This window comes from Streptomyces sp. GESEQ-4, assembly GCF_017948455.1.
Classification (GTDB): Bacteria; Actinomycetota; Actinomycetes; order Streptomycetales; family Streptomycetaceae; genus Streptomyces.
The window spans coordinates 69,315-92,954 of the sequence record NZ_JAFFSU010000007.1 but is presented as its reverse complement, the minus strand read 5'-3'; the positions used below and the strand labels follow the sequence as shown (position 1 = coordinate 92,954).

Sequence of the window (23,640 nt, the reverse complement as noted above, 5' to 3'; positions counted from 1 at the left end):
GCTGGTCGCGCAGTTCCCCGCGCCCCTTACGGGGCGCTGTTCTCGCCCCATGTCCCCAAAACTGGCGCGGCCCGCTCGTATCCATCCCCCACGGCGCGGGCCGCGTCGCTCGATCTCATCACTTCCTTCAGGCGACCGAGGAGAGGGCATGTCCCCGGGTACGGAAAACAGCGAGGCCGCTGAGCGGCCGGAGGCCGGGCGGCGTTGGCGGGTGGTGCAACTCGCCGGGTGTGCGGCCATGTTGGCGGTCGCCATGACCGCCGGGGCCATCGCGTTCGGGGCCATGCGGGACGAGGGGGGCCAGGCCGTCGCCTCGGCGCCCGCCGCCATGTCACCGGCGCTGCTGACCGGCGGCGATCTCGACGCGAGCATCTCCTCGCTGCAGGCCCATCTCCGCGCCCAGCCGAAGGACTTCGGCGGCTGGGCCACCCTCGGGCTCGCCTATGTGGAGCAGGCGCGGACCAAGGGTGACCCCTCGCGCTATCCGCAGGCCGAGCGGGCGTTGAAGCGGTCCCTGGAGCTGGATGCCGACAACGACCAGGCCCTGGCGGGGCGTGCCGCGCTCGCCGCCGCCCGGCATGACTTCGAGGACGCGCTGAAGTTCGCCGACCAGGCGCTGAAGCAGAACCCCTACAACGAACGCGCGCTGTCCTCCCGTATCGACGCCCTCGTCGAACTCGGCCGGTACGCCGACGCGTCGAAGGCCGCCGACGCCGCCGACTCCCGGCGTCCGGGGGTCCCCGTCTTCAGCCGGTACGCGTATGTGCGCGAGTTGCGCGGCGACGTGCGGACGGCGCAGCGGGTGCTGGAGCAGGCCCTCACGTCCGCCACGGCGCCCGGAGACGTGGCGTACGTGGCGACGCAGCTCGGTCAACTCGCCTGGAACCAGGGCGACTACGAGACGGCGCTGGAGCACTTCGCCCGCGCGCTCGCCGTCGACGAGAACCACCTCCCCGCGCTGGAGGGCCGCGCCCGTGCGCAGGCCGCGAGCGGTGACAGGGCCGGCGCGATCAAGGGGATGGAGCAGGTCGTGGCGCGGTATCCGCTGCCGGGACCGCTCGTCGTCCTGGGTGAGCTGTACGAGGCCCGGGGCGCCGACGGGGACCGGGCGAAGGCGAACGACCAGTACGCCCTCGTCGACGCCTGGACCGCGCTCGCCCGAGCCAACGGCGTCAACGCCGACCTCGACACCGCGCTCGCCGCCGCCGACCACGGCGACGCAAAGTCGGCGCTGCGGGCGGCCCGTGCCGAGTGGGACCGCCGGCACACCGTGCACACCGCGGACGCCGTCGCCTGGGCGCTGCACAAGAACGGCCGTGACGAGGAAGCCCTCCCGTACGCGCGCCGCGCCACCGCGACCGGCTACCGCAACGCCGCGTTCCTCTACCACCGCGGCATGATCGAGCAGGCCACCGGCAACGCCGAGGAGGCCCGCGCCTCGCTCACGTCGGCACTGAAGCTGAACCCCGGCTTCTCGCCGCTGGGCGCGCGGGAGGCCCGTACGACGCTCAAGGACCTGGAGGCGGCCCGGTGATGAGCCCCCGTCGTCTGTTCGCCTCCGGCGCGGCCGTCCTGACGGCCGTCTGCGGGCTCGTGCTCGTCCCTGCCGCGAACGCGAGCGCGCATCCCCTCGGCAATTTCACCGTCAACCGCTACGACGGCCTCGTCGCCGCCCCCGGCGAACTCCGGGTCCGGCACGTCGAGGACCTGGCGGAGATCCCGGCGACCCAGGCCAAGCCCGACATCGAGAAGGCGGGCATGGCCGACTGGGCCCGGCAGAGGTGCGCCTCGGCCGCGCGGGACAGCAAGGTCACCGTCGAGGGGCGCGATGTCGGCCTCACGGTCGCCGAGAGCCGCGCGCGCGTGCGGCCCGGACAGGCGGGGCTCGACACGCTCCGGGTGGAGTGCCGGCTGACCGCGCCGCTCCCCGACCAGGAGTCCCTGGCCCTCGACTTCCGCGGCGCGGGCGCCGAGTCCGGCCCCGGCTGGCGTGAGATCACCGCACGCGGCGACCGTATGACGCTCTCCGCGTCGGACGTCCCAGAGAAGTCGATCTCCCGTGAACTGGCCGAGTACCCGGAGGAGTTGCTCTCCTCCCCCGCCGACACCGCGACCGCGTCCCTGGGCATACGCTCCGGCGGCCCCGCCCTCGCCGACGACCAGCAGGACGCCCCGGCCGCCTCCGTGCTGCCGCGCGGCGCCGACCGCTGGACCCGGGCCCTGGACTCCCTCGTCGCCCGCCACGACCTCACCCTCGGCTTCGCCGCGCTGGCCCTGGTCATCGCGGTCGGCCTCGGCGCGATGCACGCCCTCGCCCCGGGCCACGGCAAGACCCTCATGGCCGCGACCGCGGCGGCCCACGGCGGCCGGGCCCGCCTCAGGAACGTCCTCCCCCTCGCCGCCTCCGTCACGGTCACCCACACCCTCGGCGTTGTCGCCCTCGGCCTCCTGGTGACGGCCGGCTCGGCGGCGACGCCCTCGGTGATCGCCTGGCTGGGCATCGCGAGCGGCGCCCTGGTGATCGCGGCGGGCGCGAATCTCGTACGACGGGCCTGGCGCAACCGGCGCCACACGCACGGACCCGGGCACACGCACGGGCACACCCACGACCACGATCACGAGCCCGACAAGCCCCCCGCCCGCCAACTCGCCCTGGTCGGCGCGGCATCCGCAGCCACATCCGCATCCCCCTCAGCGAACGCTCACGCTCACCCCCACGACCACCATCACGACGAGCACGACCACGACCACCCCCACAGCCACTCCCACACCGTCGAGCACTCACACGGCGGCTTCACCCACACCCACTCCACCGCCCCCACCCTCCGCGGCACGATCCTCCTCGGCTTCGCCGGTGGACTCGTGCCCAGCCCGTCGGCCGTCGTCGTGCTCGTCGGTGCCGCCGCTCTCGGCAAAGCCTGGTTCGGGCTGCTGCTCGTCGTCGCGTACGGCGCGGGGCTCGCGCTGACCCTCACCGCGGCCGGGTTCGCGGTCGTCAGGCTGGGCGGCGGAATGACCCGGATGCTGGACAGGCGCCCCCGCTGGACCGCGAGCCCGACGGTGACCCTGCTGCGCAGGACCGCACCGCTGATATCCGCGTTCGTCGTCGTCGCGCTCGGCATCGGATTGCTCCTCAAGGGGGCCGCATCCGCACTTGGCTGAGTTACGTTCGGGAAGGATTGAGGAGAATCGGCCCGGATGCGAATGGGGGAGCCCGTGTCCGAAGAACCGGGCAGTGAGCGTGTGATCGCGGACCGCTACCGTCTGCTGTCCCCGCTCGGCGAGGGCGGCATGGGGACGGTGTGGCGGGCCCGCGACGAGCTGCTGCACCGCGAGGTCGCCGTCAAGGAGGTGCGCGCGCCCGCGGGGCTGCCGGCGTCCGAGGTCGAGCGGATGTACGCGCGGCTGGAGCGCGAGGCGTGGGCGGCGGCGCGGGTCGCGAACCGCAACGTGGTGACGGTGTACGACGTGGCCTCGGAGGGCGGCCGGCCGTGGATCGTGATGGAGCTGGTCCGCGGGGTGTCGCTGGCCGACCAGCTGGAGGCCGAGGGCACGTTGTCGCCGCAGCGTGCCGCGCACATCGGCGCGGAGGTGCTGGCGGCGCTGCGGGCCGCGCACTCCGCCGGGGTGCTGCACCGGGACGTGAAGCCGGGCAACGTGCTGATGTCGAACGACGGCCGGGTCGTGCTGACCGACTTCGGTATCGCGATGGTCGAGGGCAGCTCGGCGCTGACCATGACCGGGGAGGTCATCGGCTCGCCCGAGTTCCTGGCGCCGGAGCGGGCGCTGGGCCGCACGCCGGGTCCGGAGTCGGACCTGTGGTCGCTGGGCGTGCTGCTGTACGCGGCGGTGGAGGGCAGCTCCCCCTTCCGCCAGAACACCCCGCTCAGCACCCTGCGCGCGATCGTCGACGAGGAGCTGCCGCCGCCGCACCGGGCCGGTCCGCTCGCCGGGGTCATCGAGGGGCTGCTGCGCAAGGACCCGGCCGAGCGGCTGTCGGCGGACCGGGCGGAGCAGGATCTGCGGCTGATCGCGGCGGGAGGCACCCCGCGCGCGGACACGCCCCCCACGGTCCCCTACACACCGACGCTCGCGGCCCAGCCGCAGCAGGCGCCCACCCCGCCGTTCCCCTCCACCCAGCCCGTCCCCACGCCGGGGACGACCACCACGACCCGGGAACCCGACCGCAACCGCCGTGCCGCCGTCGCCATCGTCGCGGGCCTCGCCGCCCTCGCACTGGCCCTGGCCGGGCTGACGTACGCCCTGCTGAACAGGGAGGACAACGGCGACAACCAAGGGGGCGGCACCACCACCAGCCAGACGAGCGAGGGCAGTTCGCCGTCCGAGGACGACGAGGGGGCCGGTGTGGCGACCGGGGCCACCGAGAGTCAGAGCGAGGAGGAGACGACCTCGGCCCCGCCGGAGCAGTCCGTGCAGGTCTCGTTGGCGGGCGCGAACACGGAGTACTCCGGGGCGTGTCCGCCGCCGGACGGCGAGGCGCCCGCGTTCACGGCTACGTTCTCGGTCGGGCAGCTTCCGGCCGAGGTGAGTTACCGCTGGGTGTCCCAGGACGGCAAGGTGATGGACCAGGGCTGGAAGACGCTGTCGTTCCCCGAGGGCGGCTCGCGGACCAAGCAGGACCGGGCGTTCGTGACGACGTACGACGACAGCGGGACCTTCGAGAACGAGATCAGTGTCGAGGTGCGCGACCCGGTGGAGACCAAGTCCAACTCGGTCCCGTTCTCGGTGACGTGCGAGTCGGAGACCCCGACGGGCGGGGTCTCCCCTTCACCTACTGCTTCCTAGTCGTTCGCGTCGACCATCAGTCGTTCGCGTTCAGCACCGGCAGGTACCCACCGGACTGACCGCCCGCGTTCGGGTGGTACGACTCGCTGATGTTGGCCAGGTTCACGCTGTGCAGCCAGGGGCTGCCGGAGCAGATCTCATGGCCGGTGAAGGTGGGGCGGACGTCGCCGAAGGCGAAGCCGTGGTCGACGGCGCGCTTGGCGGTGGCGGTGTCGAGGTGGTCGGCGGCGTCGTTGATCGCCTTCCGCTTGGTCTCGGAGAGTCCGAGGCAGAGGGCGCCGAGCCGGTAAAGGCGGGGGTAGCCGAGCACGACGACGCGGGCGGACGGGGCCTTGGCGCGGATCGCCGAGTAGACGTTGTCGAGCTTGCCGGGCAGCGTCGAGTCGACGTACGCCCTGGCGGTGTTGACGCGGGAGACACAGGCGCTGTCGGACTGCAGTACGCAGGTGACCATCACGTTCATGAAGCCGGCGTCGTTGCCGCCGATGGTGATGGAGACGAGGGACGTGGCGGCGCTGAGCGGGCCGAGCTGACTCGCCAGAACATCATCCGTTCGGGCGCCCGCGCAGGCGGTGAAGTCGAACGTCGAGGGTGAGTTGGCGGCGGCCCAGAGGTAGGCGTACGACCTCGTGCTGCGCTTGCACTCGCCGCTGGGGGCCAGGTAGCTCCCCGCGCCGAGTCCGGAGGAATAGGAGTCGCCGAGGGCCACATAGCCGCCTTCTGCGGCGGGTTGGGCGGCCTGCGCGGCGGGCGATCCGGTGAGGGTGACACCGACGGCCAGGAGGAGTGAACTGACGTATACGGCAATTCGGGAACGTCTCATGGAACCTCCCTATAGCAGGATCTCTGCCACAACCGTCGTAGCAACTACGCGTGTTGAACGGAAGTGTCCATGCCAAGACTTTCCGGTGCTTTGCGGGATCTGCGCCGGAGGTTCACCCGGTCGCTCGTTTCGTGCTCATGACAGATTTGTTGACAGACGCTCAACTCCCTTTCGCCAGGCCCGTAAACGGCTGATCCTTTACTTCAGCCCGGGACGGAACGCGACGCTCCGGGTCGTGTGCGCGATGACGCGCACACCCCCCACAGACGCGCGCCCCACCCAGGCGCGCGCCGCCAAGAGGAGGACTCCCTCGTATGGCACAGCTGCGTAGCAAGAGATTCCGGTTCGCCGCGATAACCAGCCTGGCGACCGCCGCCCTCGTGGGCGGGCTCACCGCACTTCCCGCCGAGGCCGCACCGGCCGAGGGGAAGGTGCTCGCGGCCGACTCCCCCACCGCCATCAAGGACAGCTACATCGTCACGCTCAAGAAGAGCGCCGGCCTCAAGGCCGCGTCGAGCGCGGGCAAGAGCCTGGTCAAGGAGTACGGCGGCACGGTGAAGAAGACGTTCGGCACGGTGCTGAACGGCTACACGGCCACCCTCTCCGCGACCGAGGCCAAGCAACTCGCCGCCGACCCGGCGGTGGCCTCCGTCGAGCAGAACCAGCGCGTGCACCTGACCGACACCACGCAGACCAACGCTCCCTGGGGCCTGGACCGCTCGGACCAGAACTCGCTCCCGCTGTCCGGCACCTACACATACCCGGACAGCGCGGGCAGCGGCGTGACCGTATACGTCATCGACACCGGCGTCCGGATCACCCACTCGCAGATCAGTGGCCGTGCCACCTACGGCTATGACGCGGTCGACGGCGACACCACCGCCTCCGACGGCAACGGCCACGGCACCCATGTGGCCACCACGATCGCGGGATCCACCTACGGCATCGCCAAGAAGGCGAACATCGTGGGCGTGCGGGTGCTCAACAACGCGGGCTCCGGCACCACGGCCGGCGTGGTCGCGGGCATCGACTGGGTGACGGCCAACCACTCCGGTCCCTCGGTCGCCAACATGTCGCTCGGCGGCGGCGCCTCCACCGCGCTGGACACCGCGGTCGCGAACTCCATCGCCAGCGGTGTGACCTACGCGGTCGCGGCCGGCAACAGCAGCGCCAACGCCTCCTCGTACTCCCCGGCCCGCGTCGCCTCGGCGATCACGGTGGGCGCCACCACCAACACGGACGCGAAGGCGAGCTACTCCAACTTCGGCTCGATTCTGGACATCTTCGCGCCGGGCTCCTCGATCACGGCGGGCTGGTACACCAGCGACACCGCGACCAACACCATCTCCGGTACGTCGATGGCGACGCCGCACGTCGCGGGCGCGGCCGCGGTCTATCTGGCGAACCACACCTCGTCCACCCCGGCGCAGGTCGCCTCGGCGCTGACCGGCGGCGCGACCACCGGTGTGGTCACCAGCCCGGGCAGCGGCTCCCCGAACCGGCTGCTGAAGATCGTTCCGTGACGGCAACCGGCCTGAACTGACAGGCAGTTCCCCGGAGGCGTCCGGCGCCTCCGGGGAACACTTGCGCAAAGAGCGTCACGAGCGGAACACACCCGACACTCCGGACCCACTGCGGAAACCGGGTGCACTCGGCGCCCGCGTGCCGGATCATGGGCCCATGTCTGTGAACCCTCACGAAGCTCTGCCGATCCGGCTCAACGTCGACGACAGCGACTCGCCGTCCGACGTCGTCGACGCGCTGTTCCTCGGCCGCTTCGCGACGGGCGAGCAGCCGCACTCGCACGCGGCGAACATCGACCGCGTACGGACCGGGGCGACCCTGCTGCCGCCGGGCGCCCGCGTGCTGCGCTCCGCCCGCGACGACGACCGCAGCGCGACGCTGGCGGAGGGCGACGGCTGGACGATGCTGATCTCCCGCTGGAACCGGGGCGCGGACGTCACGGTGACGGCGACCAGCGCCGAGCTGGCGGAGAAGGTCCTCGACCAGGCGACGGACGGCGCCGCGGACGAACCCGAGCCGCAGCCGGAGAACGTGACGATGGGCTTCTGGTACGTCTCCCCCAGGCGCGGCCCGCACCGCACGACACGGCAGATCTCCGCGGGTACGTGGGACGAGGTGCGGACCAACTACACCGCGCCGGTCGCGGACGCGATGGACCGCCTGATGAAGACGACCCCGGAGGACATCGCGGGCCGTCTCCTCCTGCTGCACGGCCCGCCCGGCACCGGCAAGACGTCGGCGCTGCGCACGCTCGCCCGGTCCTGGCGGGACTGGTGCCAGGTGGACTGCGTGCTGGACCCCGAGCGGCTCTTCAGTGACGTCGGCTATCTCATGGACATCGCGATCGGCGAGGAGGACTCGACGGGCAAGGGCCGCTGGCGGCTGCTGCTCCTGGAGGACTGCGACGAACTGATCCGCGGCGAGGCGAAGCACACCGCGGGCCAGGCACTGTCGCGGCTGCTGAACCTGACGGACGGCCTCCTCGGCCAGGGCCGCAACGTCCTGGTCGGTGTCACCACCAACGAGGATCTGGAACGCCTCCACCCGGCCGTCGTCCGCCCCGGCCGCTGTCTCGCCCGCATCGAGGTCGGTCCGCTGACCCACGCGGAGTCGGTGAGCTGGCTCGGCACGGACGAGGGCATCGACCGCGAGGGCGCGACCCTGGCCGAGCTGTACGCACTGCGCCGGGGCACGTCACCGACGTCGCTGCCGGAGCCGCGGGGGCGGGCGGACGCGGGGCTGTATCTGTAGGTCGCGCTGCCGGGGCGGTGCTTTGATGGACGTATGACCCTGTTCGTCGGCACGTCGGGGTGGCAGTACAAGGACTGGCGGGGCGTTCTCTACCCGGCGGAGTGCCCCACGCGGCTCTGGCTGGAGGAGTACGCGAGGCGGTTCGCGACGGTCGAGATCAACAACGCCTTCTACCGGCTGCCGACGCGGGAGACCTTCGAGGCCTGGCGGGAGCGCGTCCCGCCGGACTTCGTGGTCGGGGTCAAGGCGAGCCGCTTCCTCACCCACATCAAGCGGCTGCGGGAGCCCGAGGAACCGGTGCACCGCCTGATGACCCACGCCGCCGGCCTCGGCGACCGCCTGGGCCCCGTCCTCCTCCAGCTGCCGCCCACCCTCCGCGCCGACCCCGGTCTCCTGGACGCCTGCCTCGCCTGCTTCCCGCGCGGCAGCCGCGTCGCCGTCGAACCCCGCCACGACTCCTGGTGGACCGAGTCGATCCGCCAGGTGCTCGAAGCCCGAGGCGCGGCCCTGTGCTGGGCCGACATCCAGGCCCGCCCGATGACCCCCCTGTGGCGCACCACCGACTGGGGCTACGTCCGCTTCCACGAAGGCCGGGCCCAGCCCTGGCCCCGCTACGGCCGCCAGTCCCTGACCACCTGGGTCCACCGCATCACGGACACCTGGACCGACGACCACGACGTCCACGCCTACTTCAACAACGACCCGGGCGGCGCGGCGGTGGAGGACGCGGTGCTGTTCGCGGGAGTGGCGAGGAAGGCCGGGCTGCGGGTGACGCGGGTGCCGGAGCGTGTGCCTACGACGTGACCCTCGGTCCCTCAGCCCTTGCTGTATGCCGCCCGCACGGCGTCCCGTACGGCGGCAAGTGCTTCCTCTTCGCCGAGCCCCAGCCGCCGCACACGCTCCACATACGCCTGAGCGGCCGCCGCGGCCTCCCGTTCGGCGGCCGAGCCCGCCGCCGCCACGAACGTCCCGTTCCGCCCCCGCGTCTCGATCACCCCGTCCGCCTCCAGGGTCCGATACGCCTTGGCGACCGTGTTCGCGGCCAGCCCGAGCGACTCGGCGAGCCCGCGCACCGTCGGCAGCCGGTACCCCACGGGCAGCACCCCCGCCCGCGCCTGCTCGGAGATCTGCGCACGCACCTGCTCGTACGGCGGGGCACTGTCATCGATGTGGATCTTCAAGGTCACGGGCCGATTGTCCCGCACCGCAGGAAAATGAGAGGCATCCCGGCTCACGGTCCACGTAGCGTGCGGCCACATGACCATCATCGTGCGCGAGCTGCGCCCCGAAGTCCGGGCCGACGTCGAGGGCTTCGCCCACGTCCGCCACCTGGCACTCCCCTTTTATCTCGTCACCCCGGACTCCATCACCTACGACGTCACTCACGCCCACCCCGACGCGCACTACAGCCCGCTGGTCGCGGTGGAGGACGACGAGGTCATCGGCACGGCGCAGGTCGGCATGGTCCACGACAGCCCGGACCCCGGCCAGGGTTACGTGAATGTGTACGTGCGCCCGGACCGGACCCGTCGCGGCGCCGGTGCCCTGCTGGTCCGTGCCGCCGAGGAACACCTGGCCGCGCAGGGCGCCACAGCCCTCTTCGCGTGGGTCCTCGACGAGCCCGGCAACCGCGTCTTCGCCGAGCGGCACGGCTATCGGTCGAGCCGTTCCGCCCACTTCCTCCGCCTGGACCTGGTGAACGGCTCCCTGCCCCCGCTCCAGGACGCCGCGCCGGGCGTCGAACTGCGGTCGGCCGCCGACTTCGCGGACGACCCACGCCCGCTGTTCACGCTGGACGCGGAGACGACGTCGGACGAACCGAGCGACGTCGACTATGAGTTCACGGATTACGAGGCCTGGCTGGAGAGCACCTGGCGGCACCCCCTGTTCAGTCCCGAACTGACCTCCGTGGCACTCGTCGACGGCCGCCCCGCCGCCTTCAGCGCGGCCCGCACGGACGGCGGCACCCGCTACGCCACCGTGATGACCGGCACGGCCCGCGACTTCCGCGGCCGGGGCCTCGCCAAGCTCGCCAAGAACGACTCCCTGCACCGCGCCCGCGCCGCCGGATTGACGGAGGCGTTCACGGGCAACGACACCGGGAACGACCCGATGCTCGCGATCAACAAGTGGTTCGGATACGAGATCTGCGCGACGGAGGTGCGCTATGTCCGCGAACTCGGCTGACTCGAAGACCCCTGTAGATGTCGTCCTGGTCAAGGCGGGCCGCACGAAGATCCGTTACCCGGCGCGGCTGCTCGGCGACGACGGCACCAGGATCGCGGTGCGCGCACCCTGGGCGGGCGACACCACCCGCGACTTCGGCTTCGTACGCTTCGAGTCCGGTGACGTCTTCACCGAGTACTACTGGCGCGACCGCTGGTACTCGGTGAAGGAGGTCCGCGACGCCCGAGGCGCGTTGAAGGGCTGGTACTGCGACATCACGCGCCCGGCCGCGCTCTCCGGCGCCGAGCTGGTCGTGGAGGATCTGGACCTCGACCTCTGGCGCTCCGCCGACGGGACGGACGTACGACGTCTGGACGAGGACGAGTTCGCCGAGAGCGGGCTTGCGCGACGGGACCCCGAGGCCGCGGCCTCGGCGATGGCCGCCCTGGACGAGCTGGAGGCCCTGGCGCTCAAGGGCGACTTCGAAGCGCTGCTGGCCTGAGGATCACAGCTGGACCACCACCGCATACCGGTCGTCCTCCACCGCCCTCCCCCACAGCCGGGGCTCGTCCGACAGCCGTTCCACGCGCGCCTGTCCGGCGAGCGGCGCGAGCAGTGCGGTGAGCCGGTCGGCGGGTATGCCGACCGGGCTGACCGTGCCCCACACCCCCTCGACCAGCACGAGCCGGCCGCCGGGGCGCAGCAGCTCCCGCCAGTGCCGCAGGGCGCGGCCGGGGTCGGGCAGGGCCCACAGGACATGGCGTACGAGCACGGTGTCGAACCGGTCCTCGCCCACCGGTGGCGCCGCCGCGTCACCGACGAGGAACACGGCGTCACGTCCAGCGAGCTTCGCTCTCGCCAGCGCGACCATGGCCGGGGACAGATCGACGCCGGTGACGCGGTGCCCCTGCTCGGCCGCGAGGAGCGACAGGCTGCCGGTGCCGCAGCCGAGGTCGAGGACGTCGCACGGCCGCGGGGGCAGCCAGGCGCGCAGCCGGTCGGCCCAGGCCAGGCGTATGTCGGGGTCGCGCAGGCCGTGGTCGGGCTCGTCGTCGAAGGTGGGGGCCGCCGCGTCCCAGTCCGCGACCGCTCTCATGACCTCTCCGGCGTGCGTGTTCTCGTCATCACTCATGCTCACAGCGTGACAGCCACCACTGACACTCGAGCCCTGGTCGAGGCCCGGTCGAATGAAGGTCGAAATCGTGATGACCGCCACTGACAGCGGGGCGCCGATGAGGAACCCTCGCCGAAAGGGTCTACCTCCGTGACAACGCGGAACCCGGTAGCCCTGAAGGAGGCAGCCATGCGCCGAGTCACCGTGCAGAAGCCCCTGAAGAAGACGGACGTCCGCCGGCTCCGTGAGCGGGCCGACGAGCGCCCCGCCGAGCGTTCAGAGGTCCGAAAGGACATCGCGCGCACCTGGTGGCCGGACGGCTGACCGGGCGGGCGAGGTCATGAGACGCGTCAGCTGAGCCGCTTGCGGTAATGGATGCGGTCGTACGGCCCGTCCGCGTGCTGCTCGATGACCTCGTAGCCGTACTTCGGATAGATCTTCTGGTTCTCCCACATCATCACGTTCGTGTAGAGCCTGACCTCGGGCAGGCCGAGCGCACGCGCGCGCGTCCACGAACTCCAGCAGCCGTCGCCCCACACCCTGGCCATGGGCGTCGGGGTGGACGGCGATGCTGTCGAGGAGCAGATGGTCCTCGTGCGTCTCGATCACGACCAGGCCGATCACCGGATCGCCCGTGACGAACACCTTCCCCGCGGCCACGTTCGCCGTGTGGTCCGCCTCCATGGGCACCGGCACCACCCCGATGCGCTCGATATAGGGACGGAACGCGGCGTCCGTGACGCTCTTCACGGCCGGTACGTCGGCGGCCACGGCAGGCCGGATCTCGTCGTCTGTCATGTCTCGAACCGTAGCTACCTGATCCCAGTCCGAACACTCCCTTAAAGCGACCATAAGGATCTCCCTCCCCCGCCTCCAGCAGGCGATTTCACGGTCATCCGGGGCTAGCTTGCTGATCGCCCCCCACGGGTTCCGGCCCATCGATCCAGTGACCGTTCCGAGGAGTTCCGTCATGCCCGCACGCCGCAAGGTCGCCACCGTCGCAGCCGTCGGCATCGCCCCGCTCGCCCTGACCGCGCTGGCCGCCGCGCCCGCGTCCGCGCACGGCTCGATGGGCGACCCGGTCAGCCGGGTCTCGCAGTGTTACGCGGAGGGGCCCGAGAGCCCGAAGTCCGAGGCGTGCAAGGCGGCGGTCGCGGCCGGCGGCACGCAGGCGCTGTACGACTGGAACGGCATACGCATCGGCGACGCGAACGGGCGGCACCAGGCGCTGATCCCGGACGGCAAGCTGTGCAGCGCGAACAACGAGGCGTTCAAGGGGCTCGACCTGGCCCGCGCCGACTGGCCCGCGACCAGCGTGAGCAGTGGGTCGTACACCTTCAAGTACCGTGTGACGGCCCCGCACAAGGGCACCTTCAAGGTGTACATCACCAGGCCCGGCTACGATCCGGCGCAGCCGCTGGCCTGGGACGACCTGGACCTGGACAACCCGGTGACGACGGCCACCGACCCGGCCGCCGCAGGCGGTTACTACACGTTCTCCGGCAGCCTGCCCGAGCGCTCCGGCAAGCAGCTGCTGTACGCGGTCTGGCAGCGTTCGGACAGCCCGGAGGCGTTCTACTCCTGCTCGGACGTCACCTTCGGCGGCGGCGACGCCCCGGCCGCCGCCGACTCCTCCGCGGCCCCTGCCCCGTCCGCGTCCGCCCCGTCCGAGGAGCAGATCGAGGACGGTGCCGACAAGTCGACCGTCGAGCACCACGGTCACGGCGACGACGACGCGAGTACGTCGGCGGAGCCGGCCACCGAGGCGGCCACCGAGCCGGTCGCTGAACCGGTCGCCGATTCTGCCGCCGCCAACGAGCCGAAGGCGGCCGGCGCTTCGGAGAACCTGGCCGAGACGGGCGGCGACAGCAGCACTGCCTACATCGCGGTGGGCGGCGCGGCGGCCCTCGCGCTGGGCGCCGCGGCCCTGTTCGCGTCGGTGCGCCGGCGCGCGGTGAGCGGTGGCCGGCACGGCCGCTGACATCCCTGGGACTCCGGGGCCTGACCGGCGGCTCAGGCCGGTCAGGCCCCGGCGCCGTTCAGCTGACCGCCGACGCGCAGGTGGTCGGGGTGGCGCGGGCCGGGTCGAGGGCGTTCGCCACCTCGTGGAAGGCGATCCGGCTGAACAGCCCGATGGACACGTGCTCGGAGAGGTCGAGCGGGCACAGGTCCTGGAGCAGGACGTTGCGCACACCGGATCCGCTCAGGAACTGGCTCCGGTACGGCGTGACGACCTCGTCGTACTTGGTGGCGAGGACGGTGTAGCTGACGCCGGGGACGGTGTCGCCGCCCGCGTTGAGTTTGGCGAGGAAGGCGGAGCCGGCGATCTGGTCGGCGAGCGCCGGGGTGGCGGTGGTGAGCAGGTCCCCGGCGCCCGGGAAGTACGGCAGCAGGTGGGTCAGGCCGCCCAGGTCGGTGCCGTGGTTGCTGGGGGCGATGCCGACGAGGGCCTTCACCTTGGCGGCGCCGCCGAGGAACTTGACGTAGTAGCGGGGCATCATGCCGCCCTGCGAGTGGCCGACGAGGTCGGTCTCGGTGGCGCCGGTCTCGGTGAGCACCTTGTCGACGAAGGTCTTCAGCTGCTCGGCCGACTTGTCGACAGGTCCGAGGCCGTGGAAGAAGGGGACGCCTGGGAGTTGGCCGTAGTCGAGGGAGAAGACGCAGTATCCGCGGTTCTTCAGATACGGCGCGAGGCCCAGCCAGTTGTCTACGGAGTTCCCGAGGGTGCCGTGCACCAGGACGACGGGGCGGGGGTGGGCGGTGGACGGCTTGCAGGAGTAGTTGTTCCAACCGCTGTCGGGGGACTCGGCGGCCTGAACCGCGGCGGCGGGGACCAGGGCGACCGTGGCGGTCAGCAGCAGCGCGGTCAGGGGTCTGAGCACTCGTTTCCAGGGCAGCATCGGGTGATCTCCTTGCGGCTCAAGGGAGTTGAGGCGGCTCTACGCCCTGTGATCCGGATCACGAGGATGCTGTTCACTTGTCAAGTTACGAGTGAGTAGTTCACTTGTGAAGTTACGTGCCAGTAAAAACTTCCAGCGCTAGCCAGTGGCGGTGACAGTGCCGTGGTAGTGCTACTGACGAACCATCACCAGATGGGCCTGAGAGGGCCATAGGGTGCGATGCACCCCAATCGGTCGGTCAGCACCCGCACTTCACTCTCGCCGAGCACCTCGACCCACTCCCGCACCACTTCAGCGGCCGCCTCCTCCGCGGCCCGCGTGCAGGCCCACCCCCGCTCGGTCAGCACGACCAGCCGGGCACGCGCATCATCGGGATGCGGCCGACGCTCGACATACCCCTTGCGCACCAGCTCCTCGACGAGCTGACTCGCCGCCTGCTTGGTGACCCCGAGATGGACCGCAAGGTCGGTGACCGTCGCCCCGTCGGGGGCGAGCCGCGTGAACGCGAAGCCGTGCGCGGGCCGCACCTCGAACCCGCGCGCCACGACACGGTCGTTGATGCGCCGCGTCAGGTCGGCCGCGGCGGAGAGCAGGGCGGCAGTCAGGGCGAGGGCTTCGGAGTTCTGCACGGAGGCATTGAAACACTCTTGACGAATTGGTCAAGCTGCTTGACCATGTTCCTGTAGTCAATAGTCAAGCAGCTTGACCATCTGCCCGGGAGGTCCACCCATGCCCGTCATCCGCCAGTCCGACGCCGTCACCCACGAGATCCACGGCGCCCGCTTCGTCTCGTACGCCACCCCCCGCACCGGCAGCAAGGAACTGTGCGCCTGGCGCGGTGAGATCCCGCCCGGCACCAAGGCGCCCGCACACACCGTCAACCGGGAGGAGATCCTGCACCTGCTCGACGGCGAGCTGCTGGTCACGCTCGACGGCCGTACCGACCGCATCACGGCCGGCGACACCCTGATCATCAACCCCGGCGCGACCCTCGCCGTCGAGAACCCGACCGACCGGACCGCGCTCACCTGGGTCACCACCTCCATCGGCCTGGAGGCGGAGCTGGCCGACGGCACACGCATCGTGCCGCCGTGGGCCAACTGATCCCTGTCTGAAGAGAGTTACGCCGCCAGCGTCCCCGGCATCACCGCGTGCGGGCCGAATTTCGCTCGCGCGCGGTCCGCCACCTCCTCGATGCGGCGGGCCTTCTCGTCCACCGGGTCGAAGGTGAGCTGGTAGGAGGCCTGTTCGGCGGGGCCGAGGGCCTCGGCGCGCAGGGTGACCGACCGTACCCGGGCGCGCTGGAGGCCGAGGGCCTCGTACATGTCGTACGCGGTCCGGGTGAGGGCGGCCGAGTGGGCGGTGGGTTCCTTGAGGGTGCGGGTGCGGGTGGTCGCGGTGCGGTCGGCGTAGCGCACGGTGAGGGTCAGGGTGCCGCAGACCTTCTCCAGGGCGCGCAGCCGGGCGCCCAGTTCCTCGGCGGCCGAGAGCAGGGCGCGACGGTGCCGGTCGGGGTCCAACTCATCGCGACGGAAGGGGCGTTCGGCGGCCAGGGAGCGGGAGACGGCGTTCGGTACGACCCGGCCCCGGTCGAAGCCGTTCGCCTTCTCGCGCAGCTCGCGGCCGGTCTTCGCGCCGACCAGGCGCTGGAGCGTGGACAGGGGGGCGGCGGCGACCAGGCCGAGGGTGTCGAGCCCGTACTCGCACAGGGTGCGGGCGGTCGCGGTGCCGACGCCGGGGAGCGCGGTGACGGGCAGCTCGGCGATGCCGTCCGGCCCTTCGGGCAGCTCATGGGTCACCCCGGGCCGGGCGTCGTGCAGCGCCATACGGGCCAGCATCGGGCCGGGCCCGGCGCCGATCGCACAGTCGACCCCGTGCAGGGCCAGGGAACGGACGCGGATCACCGCCGCCAGTTCGACGGCGCTGCGCCCGAAGTACCGCTCGGCGCCCCGCAGATCGGCCAGCGCCCCGTCGGGCGGCAGCGCCTCGACGACCGGCGTGAACTCCTCGAGCAACCCGATCAGCTCCGGCAGGGCCGCCTCGCGCGCCGGCGGCAGCTGGAAACGTACGCAGAGGATGGTCATCCCGCACTCCCCGGACTCTGGTGCCACAACTTCCGTACTTGTGAAGGCTCTTGACCCGCCGGACGCAGATCGGCCCACGGGTGCATTTCGTATCCGGTGGGCATCTGGATTCGCCGTCCGCCCGTCGAATCCCCGCTTCCTTCCGGCATCGGCTCCGCGAGCCGGGCCGCCACCACGTCGAGGCCGCCCTCGGCGCGCAGTTCGACCAGTTCGGCGAGGTTCCAGGCGGCGGCGCCCACCACGCTGAGGCTGCGCGGGCCGCGCCGCTGCACCACTCCGCGCACCAGCAGCAGCCAGGAGTGGAAGACGGTGTGGGCGCAGGCGTCGTGGGAGTCGTCGAAGAAGGCGAGGTCGACCAGGCCGGTGCCGTCGTCCAGGGTGGAGAAGATGACCCGCTTGCCGGACCGGATCGGCGGGGTCTGGGTCGCCGCCTTGGCGCCCGCGACCAGCACCGTCTCCCCGTGCCTGGCATCCCGCAGCCGCCGCGCGGACACCACCCCCAGTTCGTCGAGGAACGCGCGGTGGTCATCCATCAGATGGCGTGAGGTGTCCATGGACAGCACTCCCAGTTCGGCGCTGAGCCGCTCCGCCGAGGAGAGGTCGGGCAGTCCGGCCGGCACGGTCTTCCGCCCGCCGGACAGCGGGAGCTGGCCGCCGCCCGCACCGCGGGCGCCTCGGTGCAGCTCGGTCAAGTGCAGTTGCAGATCACGGCGGTTGGCCCCGAAGGAGTCCAACGCGCCGACTTGGGCCAGCCTTTGGGCGAGCGGACGGCTGGGCCGCGCCCGCTCCCAGAAGTCCAGCAGCGAGGCGTACGGCTGCCCGTCCGCGATCCGCGCCGCCTCGGCCTCGCTGATGCCGTGCACGTCGGAGAGGGCCAACCGCAGCCCCCACACCCCGGATTCAGACACCAGTTCGATACGGTGTGCGACCCCCGACACATTCACGTCCAACGGCAGGATCGGCACCCCACGCCGCCGCGCGTCCGCCAGCAGCAGCCGCTTCGGATACATCCCGGGGTCGTGCGTGAGCAGCCCGGCATAGAAAGCGGCCGGGTGGTGCGCCTTCAGCCACGCCGACTGGTAGGTCGGTACGGCGAAGGCGACGGCGTGCGCCTTGCAGAAGCCGTACGAGCCGAAGGCCTCGACGATCTCCCAGGTCCGCTGAATCGTTTCCGCGTCATAGCCCTTCGCCGCCGCGCCCTGGGCGAACCACACCTTGATCCGCCCCTGCGACTCCGGGTCGGACAGCCCGCGCCGCACCCGGTCCGCCTCGGCCCGTCCGCAGCCGGTCATGATGTCGACGATGTGGATGATCTGCTCATGGAAGACGACCACTCCGTACGTCTCCCGCAGCGGCCCTTCCAGATCCCGGTGCGGATAGCGGATCGGCGCCCGCCCGTGCCGCGCCTCGATGAACGGCCGGACCATGTCGGCGGCCACCGGCCCCGGCCGGAAGAGGGAGATGTCGACCACGAGATCGTGGAAGGTGGCCGGCTGAAGCCGCCCCACCAGGTCCCGCTGCCCCGGCGACTCGATCTGGAAGCAGCCCAACGTCTCGGTGGAGCGGATGAGTTGATACGTCGCCGGGTCGCCGTCCCCCCGTTCGAAGTCGAGCGCGTCCAGGTCGACCCGCTCCCCCGTCGTCCGCTCCACCTCCGCGACCGCGTGCGCCATCGCCGACTGCATCCGCACCCCGAGCACATCGAGCTTGAGCAGCCCGAGGTCCTCGACGTCCTCCTTGTCGAACTGCGACATGGGGAAGCCCTCGCCGCTGGTGGGCATGACCGGCGTACGGCTGAGCAGGGACGCGTCGGACAGGAGCACTCCGCAGGGGTGCATGGCGATCCCGCGCGGGAGGGCGTCGAGGGCCTCGGTCAGCTCCCAGAGCCTGCCGTACTTCTCCTTCTCGCCCGCGAGTTGGCGCAGTTCCGGCAACTCCTCCAGGGCCGCGCGGGCGTCCCGGGCGCGGATGTGCGGGAAGGACTTGGCGATGCGGTCGATGTCGGCCGGGTCCATGGAGAGGGCGGCGCCGACGTCCCGGATCGCGTGCCGGACGCGGTAGGTCTCCGGCATGGAGACGGTCGCGACCCGTTCGGTGCCGAACCGGCCGATGATCTCGCGGTAGACCTCCAGCCGGCGCGCGGACTCCACGTCGATGTCGATGTCGGGCAGTACCAGCCGGCGTTTGGACAGGAAGCGCTCCATCAGCAGCCCGTGCTCGACGGGGTCGGCGTGGGCGATGCCGAGGAGGTGGTTGACGAGGGAGCCGGCGCCGGAGCCGCGCGCGGCGACCCGGATGCCCATCTTCTTCACGTCGTCCACGACTTGAGCCACCGTCAGGAAGTAGGAGGCGAAGCCGTGGTGGGCGATGATGTCCAGTTCCTCGTGCATCCGCTCCCAGTAGGCACGCCGTTGGTCGTAGCCGTGCAGCACCATGCCCGCCGCTGCCCGGGAGGCCAGCGCGCGCTGTGCGGTGCGGCGGCCGGCGCCGACGAGGTGCGGTTCGGGGAAGTGGACGGTGCCGATGCCGAGGTCGTCCTCGGGGTCGACCAGGCATTCGGCGGCGGTGGCCTGCGTCTGCTCCAGCAGGCGGAGCGCGGTGTCGCGCCGGAAGCCCGCGGCCTCGACGATCCGCTCGGCCGCCTCGCGCATGACACCCGCGTCCTTGAGCCAGGCCTCCCCCGAGTCCAGCCCCTTGGCGGGGTCGACGGGGACGAGACGGCGGGCGGCGTCCAGGACGTCGGCGACCGGACCGAGGCCGGGGTCGGCATAGCGGACGGCATTGCTGAGCACGGGCCGGATTCGCTGCTCGGCGGCGAAGCCGATGGTGCGGGCGGCCAGCCGCAGGGAGCCGGGGCCGGTGCCCGTGCGGTCGTGCCAGACGGCTTCGAGGCGCAGGGCGTCGCCGTAGGCCTCCCGCCAGGGGGTGAGGAGCCTCGCCGCCCGGTCGGGGCGTCCCGCGGCGAGCGCGCGGCCGACGTCGGAGTCGGGGCCGAGCAGGACGGTCAGGCCCTCGGCGGGGACGGCGGCCCAGGACAGCAGGGGGGCGTCCTCGGCGGTGTGGGCGGCGGTGACGAGACGGCACAGGCCGGCCCAGCCGCGGGCGCCGTCCCGGGCGAGGAAGGTCACCCGCGGTGTCGACTCGTCGATGAAGGCACCGCCGCGGACCGGGGTGCGGCGCTTTTGTCGACGTACGGACTCCTGCTCCTCCACCGCCAGGTTCACGCCGAACAGCGGACGGACGCCCGCCTTGGCGCAGGCCTTGGCGAAGCGGACCGTGCCGCCGAGGGTGTCGCGGTCGGTGAGGGCGAGGGCGTCCATGTGCCGTTCGGAGGCGCGCTCGGCCAGCCGCTCCGGATGGGAAGCGCCGTAGCGCAGGGAGAACCCGGAGACGGTGTGCAGATGGGTGAAGCCAGGCATCCGCACCTCCCGCTATCGAACATCAGTTCCCGACTGCCTCACCCCCACCATAGACCAAAACCCGAACGTCTGTGCGATTACCCTTGGAGCGTCCCTCACCTGCGGAAACGGCTACTCGGACTCGGAAGCGTCCGTCTCGGCGGGTTCCCCGGCGTCCCCGGCGGTCGCCTGGGCGGTGGGGCCGGGCGTCGTGCGCTGCGCGGTCTCCAGGGCGTGCAGCCGGCGCTTGATGTCGCGGAGCTCGGTCAGGAGGGTGTCGGGGCGGTTGATCCTGGTCACGGGATGCTCCTGTTCGTGGTGGGTGTCACGGTCAGCTGGACCTGTTCCTCGCCCGCGTCGTTGCCCGGGGTGACCTCGATCCCGGTGATCCGTACGTCGAACTGGGTGCCCTCGGGGAAGAAGACGTCCTTGATGACGACGGTGGCGTCGTCGCCCACCTGGTAGGAGCCGAGCACCGGGTCCAGGTCGGCCCGCACGGTCAGCTCGGGCAGGACCACGGGGGCCGAGACGGCGGCGAGGGCCGAGCGGGCCTGGGAGGCCAGGAGGGCCGGGTCGGTGAGATGGACGTAGGAGACCTCGGTCTCGGTGAGCGGGCGTCCGGTGGCGCGGTCCTCGGCGACCGCGACGAGCTGGCTGTTCTCCCCCTCGCCCTGCTCGCCGAGGGCGAAGACCCGGCTCGCGGTGGAGGCGCCGTCGACCGGCCAGGTGTAGCCGGTCAGGTTGGCCCCGTACTCCCACACGTGCGGGGTGCCCTGCTGGCCGAGGTGCGGGGTGCCGACGCGCAGCCGGTGGACGGGGCGGCCGTCGGTGCCGTACGCCATGTCGAAGACGAAGTCGGGGCCGTCCTCCAGGCTCGCCAGCTCGCGCAGGGCCTCGCCGGTGCTCTTGAGGTCGCTGCCGCGGTAGACGAGCGTGCGGATGATGCCGGAGCCGGCCGTGGACTCGGGGCGCACCCGGATGTCGCCGCCGGGGTGCGCCTGGGCGGTGGCGACGAGGGCGCGGGCGATGTCGGACTGGTCGCGGTCGATGAAGGGTACGTCGGCCGCGGACAGGTCGGTGGCGTCCGGGTCGAAGTCGGCGGGCAGGACCCGGCGGTGGTCGAAGTAGGAGAGGAAACCGGCCGCCCCGATCTCCAGGTGCTGGTCGGCGGAGGTGTACTTGACGGTCCAGATCATCCCGCCCCATACGAGCACTCCGTCCCGCTCGACGTAGAGGGCGGTGCGTCCGGGCTCGGTGAGTTCCCGGGGGCGGTGCACGGTGACGCGCGGGTCGCCCAGGGGCAACCGGGCGCGGAACTCGCCCGCCTCGTTGAGTTCGCTGCTGAACGTGACGTCGTACAGCGGGAGTTCGTCGGTGACGGCGCCGGTGGTGAGGTCGGCGGTGTAGTAGGTGTAGCGGGTCGGGGTGCGGGTCACTGGTCCACCAGCCAGGTGGTGTTGAGGTAGATCAACTGGGTGGCCGGCAACTGGACGCCCTGAGCGAACAGCACCACGGTGCCGTCGGTGCGGAGCATGAGTTCGAGCCCTCGTGTCACACCGCCCAGCGCGGTGTACCAGTGGTGCCCCATCGCCGGGCGGAAACCGGCCGGGACGGCGGTCATGGAGATGGCGTTGGTCGAGAGGGCGACGGCGGTCTGCAGGGCGCCGCGCATGTGGACGGTGGCGCCGATCCGGCGTACGGCCGGTGTCTCGTTGTTGTACACGTTCCAGTTGGGAAGCAGGGGGAGGGTGACCCAGCCGGTGTCGTCGTTGACCGCCTGCCAGCCCGCCGAACTGTCGTACCACTCCAGATGGTTGGTGTCCCAGCGGTGGATGTACATGCCGGTGTAGGGGTATGTGGGCCGGTTGGCCGCGCCCCAGACCCGCAGGATGCCGCCGGCGGCCGTGGTCCAGGGGCGCAGGTCCTCGATGCTGGCGTTGGCGACGGACGTGGCGTTCCTCGGGATCCTGATCCGGGCGAGCGGGATGTGGTCGCCGGTCACCGCGGGGTCGGTGGGGGTGGCGGCGGCCGTTCCTTTGACGAGTTCGACGGTCATGGCGGTGGTGGCGTCGCCGTACTGTTCGTCCCGCTGCCGGGCGATGACCAGGTCGTTGCGCGGGTTGGCCGAGTCGGCGGGGTGCGTGCCGAGCACGTCGAGGGTCTTCTCCTGGTCGAGCGTGACGAGGTAGGCGCCGGCCGCGGTGGCCCGCGTCCCCTGGATCACGCCCTGGAAGGGCGCCACGGTGACCTTGCCGGACACCGTGGTGGTGGCCTGGACCCGGCCGGGGTCGCCGGTGGCCGCGCGGATGCCGCTGCGGGCCTGGACCGGTCCGGCCCCGGGTGCGGCGAGCACGCCGGTCGCGAGCCGGGCGTCCTCGGCGTCGATGACACCGCCGGCTACCCAGGCGGAGTCGCGTTCTGGAGTGGGCGTACTCATGCGGGTGCCTCTTCTGCTCGCGGAGTCAGGGGACGGGGAACGCCATCACGCGCAGACCGGTGTAGTGCGCGTCGGGCGAGAACACGGACGCGGTGCCGGTCGTGACGCCGCCGCCCCGGGCGACGAACTGCGTCAGCACCAGCGGCGTGTTCGCGGGCAGCAGTCGGTGGCCGCTCGCGACGCTGGTGCTGATCCGCGTGGCGCCGCCGTGGAAGCAGGCGAGGGAGTAGGGCGTCCCGTCCTGCCCGCGCACCACGTGGTCCCATCGCTCGTCGGCGCCCGAGGTCGACGCGGTCAACTGCCCCGTGATCAGGAGCAGTCGGGGATAGGGCGCGGCCGGCACGGTCACCTGGTTGAAGGTGTAGCCGGTGGCCCCCGCCGAACCGCTGGTCAGCGGCCAGCCGTTGTCGGCCGGGCCGAAGAACTGGACCGCGCCGGTGACCGCGGGCCGCCACTCGGTGCCGGTCCGTACGAGGTCGAGCCTGGTCTCCAGGTCGTGCAGCCGCTGCCCGGGGTAGCCGTCGGCCGGGAGCGACTCGTGGGCCTGGAGGGGCAGCACTCCGCCGGCGGCGACGGTGAACACACGCAGGTCCTTGATGTCACCTCGGGCGATCGACCCCGCGTTCGCCCGGACGGTGATCGCGGCGAGCGGGATGCAGTCGTCGCGCACCGTGGGCGCGACCGGCGTCACCGCGGGGGCCCCGGCCACCACATGGACGAGCATGCCGTCGCTCGCGTCGCCGTACTGCCGGTCGGTCTGCTGGGCCACGACGAGGGCGATGCGGGGGTTTGACGAGTGGGCCGGGGCCGCGGTCAGCACGTCGAGGTGCTTCTGCTTGGCGAGCGTGATCAGATACGCGCCCGCCGCGGTGCTCCGGGTGCCCTGCACGACGCCTTGGAACGGGCGCACGGTCACTTCGCGGGACGGCGTGGCGGTCGCCTCGACGGCGCCCGGGCTGCCGGGGCCCGGCTTGATTCCCGTACGGGCGGCGATCGGGTTGCCGGGGTCGGCGGACGCGGCGGCGAGCACACCGGTGGCGAGCCGGGCGTCCTCGGCGTCGACGACACTGCCCGAGAGCCATCCGGAGTGACGTTCGAATTCGTCTTCAGCCATGCGGGTGCGTTCCTTCTGTAGCT

At 71.7% G+C, this 23,640-nt stretch carries 22 protein-coding genes and 1 pseudogene; 11 read left to right on the top strand and 12 right to left on the bottom strand.

Features of this window, described 5'->3' with window-relative positions; genetic code table 11:
• The first annotated feature begins 49 nt into the window (after positions 1–49).
• From KCH48_RS16005 to KCH48_RS15995, 3 genes are read left to right on the top strand one after another with little or no spacing between them, the layout of a single operon-like run.
• Positions 50–1,534, top strand: a complete 1,485-nt coding sequence (locus tag KCH48_RS16005) for a tetratricopeptide repeat protein (RefSeq protein ID WP_374104685.1) — start codon at positions 50–52, stop codon at positions 1,532–1,534.
• Positions 1,534–3,162 (top strand): nickel transporter, encoded by a 1,629-nt coding sequence (locus KCH48_RS16000; protein WP_210574702.1) that lies wholly within the window; start codon positions 1,534–1,536, stop codon positions 3,160–3,162. The genes KCH48_RS16005 and KCH48_RS16000 overlap by 1 nt, the downstream gene beginning before the upstream one ends.
• Before the next feature lie 54 nt (positions 3,163–3,216).
• A complete protein-coding gene (locus KCH48_RS15995; protein ID WP_210574700.1) occupies positions 3,217–4,806 on the top strand; it encodes a serine/threonine-protein kinase in 1,590 nt (529 codons plus the stop codon).
• A 16-nt stretch (positions 4,807–4,822) separates the two neighbouring features.
• Here the strand turns inward: KCH48_RS15995 and KCH48_RS15990 are convergent, their stop codons facing one another.
• The gene (locus KCH48_RS15990) at positions 4,823–5,629 is read right to left on the bottom strand and encodes an SGNH/GDSL hydrolase family protein (RefSeq protein ID WP_210574698.1); all 807 of its coding nucleotides are present in this window, start codon (positions 5,627–5,629) and stop codon (positions 4,823–4,825) included.
• Between the two features lie 314 nt (positions 5,630–5,943).
• Between KCH48_RS15990 and KCH48_RS15985 the strand changes: the two genes are divergently transcribed.
• The 3 genes from KCH48_RS15985 to KCH48_RS15975 all read left to right on the top strand — a co-directional run bounded on the left by KCH48_RS15985 (position 5,944) and on the right by KCH48_RS15975 (position 9,208).
• The gene (locus tag KCH48_RS15985; protein ID WP_210574697.1) at positions 5,944–7,152 is read left to right on the top strand and encodes a S8 family peptidase; all 1,209 of its coding nucleotides are present in this window, start codon (positions 5,944–5,946) and stop codon (positions 7,150–7,152) included.
• Positions 7,153–7,309: 157 nt separating this feature from the next.
• Positions 7,310–8,404, top strand: coding sequence for a DUF5925 domain-containing protein (locus tag KCH48_RS15980; protein ID WP_210574696.1), 1,095 nt, complete (start codon positions 7,310–7,312; stop codon positions 8,402–8,404).
• 33 nt (positions 8,405–8,437) lie between these two features.
• Positions 8,438–9,208, top strand: a complete 771-nt coding sequence (locus tag KCH48_RS15975; protein WP_210574695.1) for a DUF72 domain-containing protein — start codon at positions 8,438–8,440, stop codon at positions 9,206–9,208.
• An 11-nt stretch (positions 9,209–9,219) separates the two neighbouring features.
• Here the strand turns inward: KCH48_RS15975 and KCH48_RS15970 are convergent, their stop codons facing one another.
• Positions 9,220–9,591: a GntR family transcriptional regulator gene (locus KCH48_RS15970; protein ID WP_210574694.1), complete on the bottom strand. Its 372-nt coding sequence runs from the start codon at positions 9,589–9,591 to the stop codon at positions 9,220–9,222.
• 70 nt (positions 9,592–9,661) lie between these two features.
• Here KCH48_RS15970 and KCH48_RS15965 point away from each other — a divergent pair, with 70 nt between their 5' ends.
• Together KCH48_RS15965 and KCH48_RS15960 are read left to right on the top strand one after the other, a co-directional pair.
• Positions 9,662–10,591, top strand: coding sequence for a GNAT family N-acetyltransferase (locus KCH48_RS15965; RefSeq protein ID WP_210574693.1), 930 nt, complete (start codon positions 9,662–9,664; stop codon positions 10,589–10,591).
• Complete coding sequence (locus KCH48_RS15960; protein WP_210574692.1) at positions 10,572–11,072, top strand: DUF402 domain-containing protein; 501 nt, start codon at positions 10,572–10,574, stop codon at positions 11,070–11,072. The genes KCH48_RS15965 and KCH48_RS15960 overlap by 20 nt, the downstream gene beginning before the upstream one ends.
• A 3-nt stretch (positions 11,073–11,075) precedes the next feature.
• On the opposite strand, the gene KCH48_RS15955 is transcribed toward KCH48_RS15960, so the two are convergent.
• Entirely contained in the window at positions 11,076–11,702 is a 627-nt protein-coding gene (locus tag KCH48_RS15955) for a bifunctional 2-polyprenyl-6-hydroxyphenol methylase/3-demethylubiquinol 3-O-methyltransferase UbiG (RefSeq protein ID WP_210574691.1), read from the bottom strand.
• Positions 11,703–11,873: 171 nt separating this feature from the next.
• On the opposite strand from KCH48_RS15955, the gene KCH48_RS42915 reads away from it, so the two are divergent.
• Positions 11,874–12,008 (top strand): hypothetical protein, encoded by a 135-nt coding sequence (locus KCH48_RS42915; protein WP_282615144.1) that lies wholly within the window; start codon positions 11,874–11,876, stop codon positions 12,006–12,008.
• Between the two features lie 26 nt (positions 12,009–12,034).
• Here KCH48_RS42915 and KCH48_RS15950 read toward each other — a convergent pair.
• Positions 12,035–12,482, bottom strand: a pseudogene (locus KCH48_RS15950) (GNAT family N-acetyltransferase).
• A 172-nt stretch (positions 12,483–12,654) separates the two neighbouring features.
• Here KCH48_RS15950 and KCH48_RS15945 point away from each other — a divergent pair.
• A complete protein-coding gene (locus tag KCH48_RS15945) occupies positions 12,655–13,665 on the top strand; it encodes a lytic polysaccharide monooxygenase (RefSeq protein WP_210574690.1) in 1,011 nt (336 codons plus the stop codon).
• Between the two features lie 58 nt (positions 13,666–13,723).
• On the opposite strand, the gene KCH48_RS15940 is transcribed toward KCH48_RS15945, so the two are convergent.
• Both KCH48_RS15940 and KCH48_RS15935 read right to left on the bottom strand, forming a co-directional pair.
• The gene (locus tag KCH48_RS15940) at positions 13,724–14,584 is read right to left on the bottom strand and encodes a triacylglycerol lipase (protein ID WP_210574688.1); all 861 of its coding nucleotides are present in this window, start codon (positions 14,582–14,584) and stop codon (positions 13,724–13,726) included.
• Between the two features lie 185 nt (positions 14,585–14,769).
• Positions 14,770–15,213, bottom strand: coding sequence for a MarR family winged helix-turn-helix transcriptional regulator (locus KCH48_RS15935; protein WP_210574686.1), 444 nt, complete (start codon positions 15,211–15,213; stop codon positions 14,770–14,772).
• Between the two features lie 100 nt (positions 15,214–15,313).
• Between KCH48_RS15935 and KCH48_RS15930 the strand changes: the two genes are divergently transcribed.
• On the top strand, positions 15,314–15,688 hold the full coding sequence (locus tag KCH48_RS15930) for a cupin domain-containing protein (RefSeq protein WP_210574685.1): 375 nt from the start codon (positions 15,314–15,316) through the stop codon (positions 15,686–15,688).
• A gap of 17 nt (positions 15,689–15,705) precedes the next feature.
• On the opposite strand, the gene KCH48_RS15925 is transcribed toward KCH48_RS15930, so the two are convergent.
• The 6 genes from KCH48_RS15925 to KCH48_RS15900 all read right to left on the bottom strand — a co-directional run bounded on the left by KCH48_RS15925 (position 15,706) and on the right by KCH48_RS15900 (position 23,617).
• Positions 15,706–16,668 carry a hypothetical protein gene (locus KCH48_RS15925; protein WP_210574684.1) on the bottom strand — a complete coding sequence of 321 codons (963 nt, stop codon included), beginning with the start codon at positions 16,666–16,668 and terminating at the stop codon, positions 15,706–15,708.
• Complete coding sequence (locus KCH48_RS15920) at positions 16,665–20,087, bottom strand: DNA polymerase III subunit alpha (protein ID WP_210574683.1); 3,423 nt, start codon at positions 20,085–20,087, stop codon at positions 16,665–16,667. Before KCH48_RS15920 ends, KCH48_RS15925 begins: the two co-directional genes overlap by 4 nt.
• A gap of 111 nt (positions 20,088–20,198) precedes the next feature.
• Positions 20,199–20,366: a hypothetical protein gene (locus tag KCH48_RS15915; protein ID WP_210574682.1), complete on the bottom strand. Its 168-nt coding sequence runs from the start codon at positions 20,364–20,366 to the stop codon at positions 20,199–20,201.
• Positions 20,363–21,502, bottom strand: coding sequence for a hypothetical protein (locus tag KCH48_RS15910; RefSeq protein ID WP_210574681.1), 1,140 nt, complete (start codon positions 21,500–21,502; stop codon positions 20,363–20,365). The genes KCH48_RS15915 and KCH48_RS15910 overlap by 4 nt, the downstream gene beginning before the upstream one ends.
• Positions 21,499–22,503 carry a hypothetical protein gene (locus tag KCH48_RS15905; RefSeq protein ID WP_210574679.1) on the bottom strand — a complete coding sequence of 335 codons (1,005 nt, stop codon included), beginning with the start codon at positions 22,501–22,503 and terminating at the stop codon, positions 21,499–21,501. Before KCH48_RS15905 ends, KCH48_RS15910 begins: the two co-directional genes overlap by 4 nt.
• Before the next feature lie 25 nt (positions 22,504–22,528).
• Entirely contained in the window at positions 22,529–23,617 is a 1,089-nt protein-coding gene (locus tag KCH48_RS15900; protein ID WP_210574677.1) for a hypothetical protein, read from the bottom strand.
• Positions 23,618–23,640: the final 23 nt, after the last annotated feature.

Coding starts and splice junctions, on each gene's coding strand:
- KCH48_RS15980 (WP_210574696.1), top strand. CDS start 7,310: ATGTCTGTGAACCCTCACGAAGCTCTGCCGATCCGGCTCAACGTCGAC.
- KCH48_RS15975 (WP_210574695.1), top strand. CDS start 8,438: ATGACCCTGTTCGTCGGCACGTCGGGGTGGCAGTACAAGGACTGGCGG.
- KCH48_RS15940 (WP_210574688.1), bottom strand. CDS start 14,584: ATGCTGCCCTGGAAACGAGTGCTCAGACCCCTGACCGCGCTGCTGCTG.
- KCH48_RS15925 (WP_210574684.1), bottom strand. CDS start 16,668: ATGACCATCCTCTGCGTACGTTTCCAGCTGCCGCCGGCGCGCGAGGCG.
- KCH48_RS15930 (WP_210574685.1), top strand. CDS start 15,314: ATGCCCGTCATCCGCCAGTCCGACGCCGTCACCCACGAGATCCACGGC.
- KCH48_RS15985 (WP_210574697.1), top strand. CDS start 5,944: ATGGCACAGCTGCGTAGCAAGAGATTCCGGTTCGCCGCGATAACCAGC.
- KCH48_RS15920 (WP_210574683.1), bottom strand. CDS start 20,087: ATGCCTGGCTTCACCCATCTGCACACCGTCTCCGGGTTCTCCCTGCGC.
- KCH48_RS16000 (WP_210574702.1), top strand. CDS start 1,534: ATGAGCCCCCGTCGTCTGTTCGCCTCCGGCGCGGCCGTCCTGACGGCC.
- KCH48_RS15960 (WP_210574692.1), top strand. CDS start 10,572: ATGTCCGCGAACTCGGCTGACTCGAAGACCCCTGTAGATGTCGTCCTG.
- KCH48_RS15945 (WP_210574690.1), top strand. CDS start 12,655: ATGCCCGCACGCCGCAAGGTCGCCACCGTCGCAGCCGTCGGCATCGCC.
- KCH48_RS42915 (WP_282615144.1), top strand. CDS start 11,874: ATGCGCCGAGTCACCGTGCAGAAGCCCCTGAAGAAGACGGACGTCCGC.
- KCH48_RS16005 (WP_374104685.1), top strand. CDS start 50: ATGTCCCCAAAACTGGCGCGGCCCGCTCGTATCCATCCCCCACGGCGC.
- KCH48_RS15990 (WP_210574698.1), bottom strand. CDS start 5,629: ATGAGACGTTCCCGAATTGCCGTATACGTCAGTTCACTCCTCCTGGCC.
- KCH48_RS15905 (WP_210574679.1), bottom strand. CDS start 22,503: ATGAGTACGCCCACTCCAGAACGCGACTCCGCCTGGGTAGCCGGCGGT.
- KCH48_RS15955 (WP_210574691.1), bottom strand. CDS start 11,702: ATGAGTGATGACGAGAACACGCACGCCGGAGAGGTCATGAGAGCGGTC.
- KCH48_RS15965 (WP_210574693.1), top strand. CDS start 9,662: ATGACCATCATCGTGCGCGAGCTGCGCCCCGAAGTCCGGGCCGACGTC.
- KCH48_RS15900 (WP_210574677.1), bottom strand. CDS start 23,617: ATGGCTGAAGACGAATTCGAACGTCACTCCGGATGGCTCTCGGGCAGT.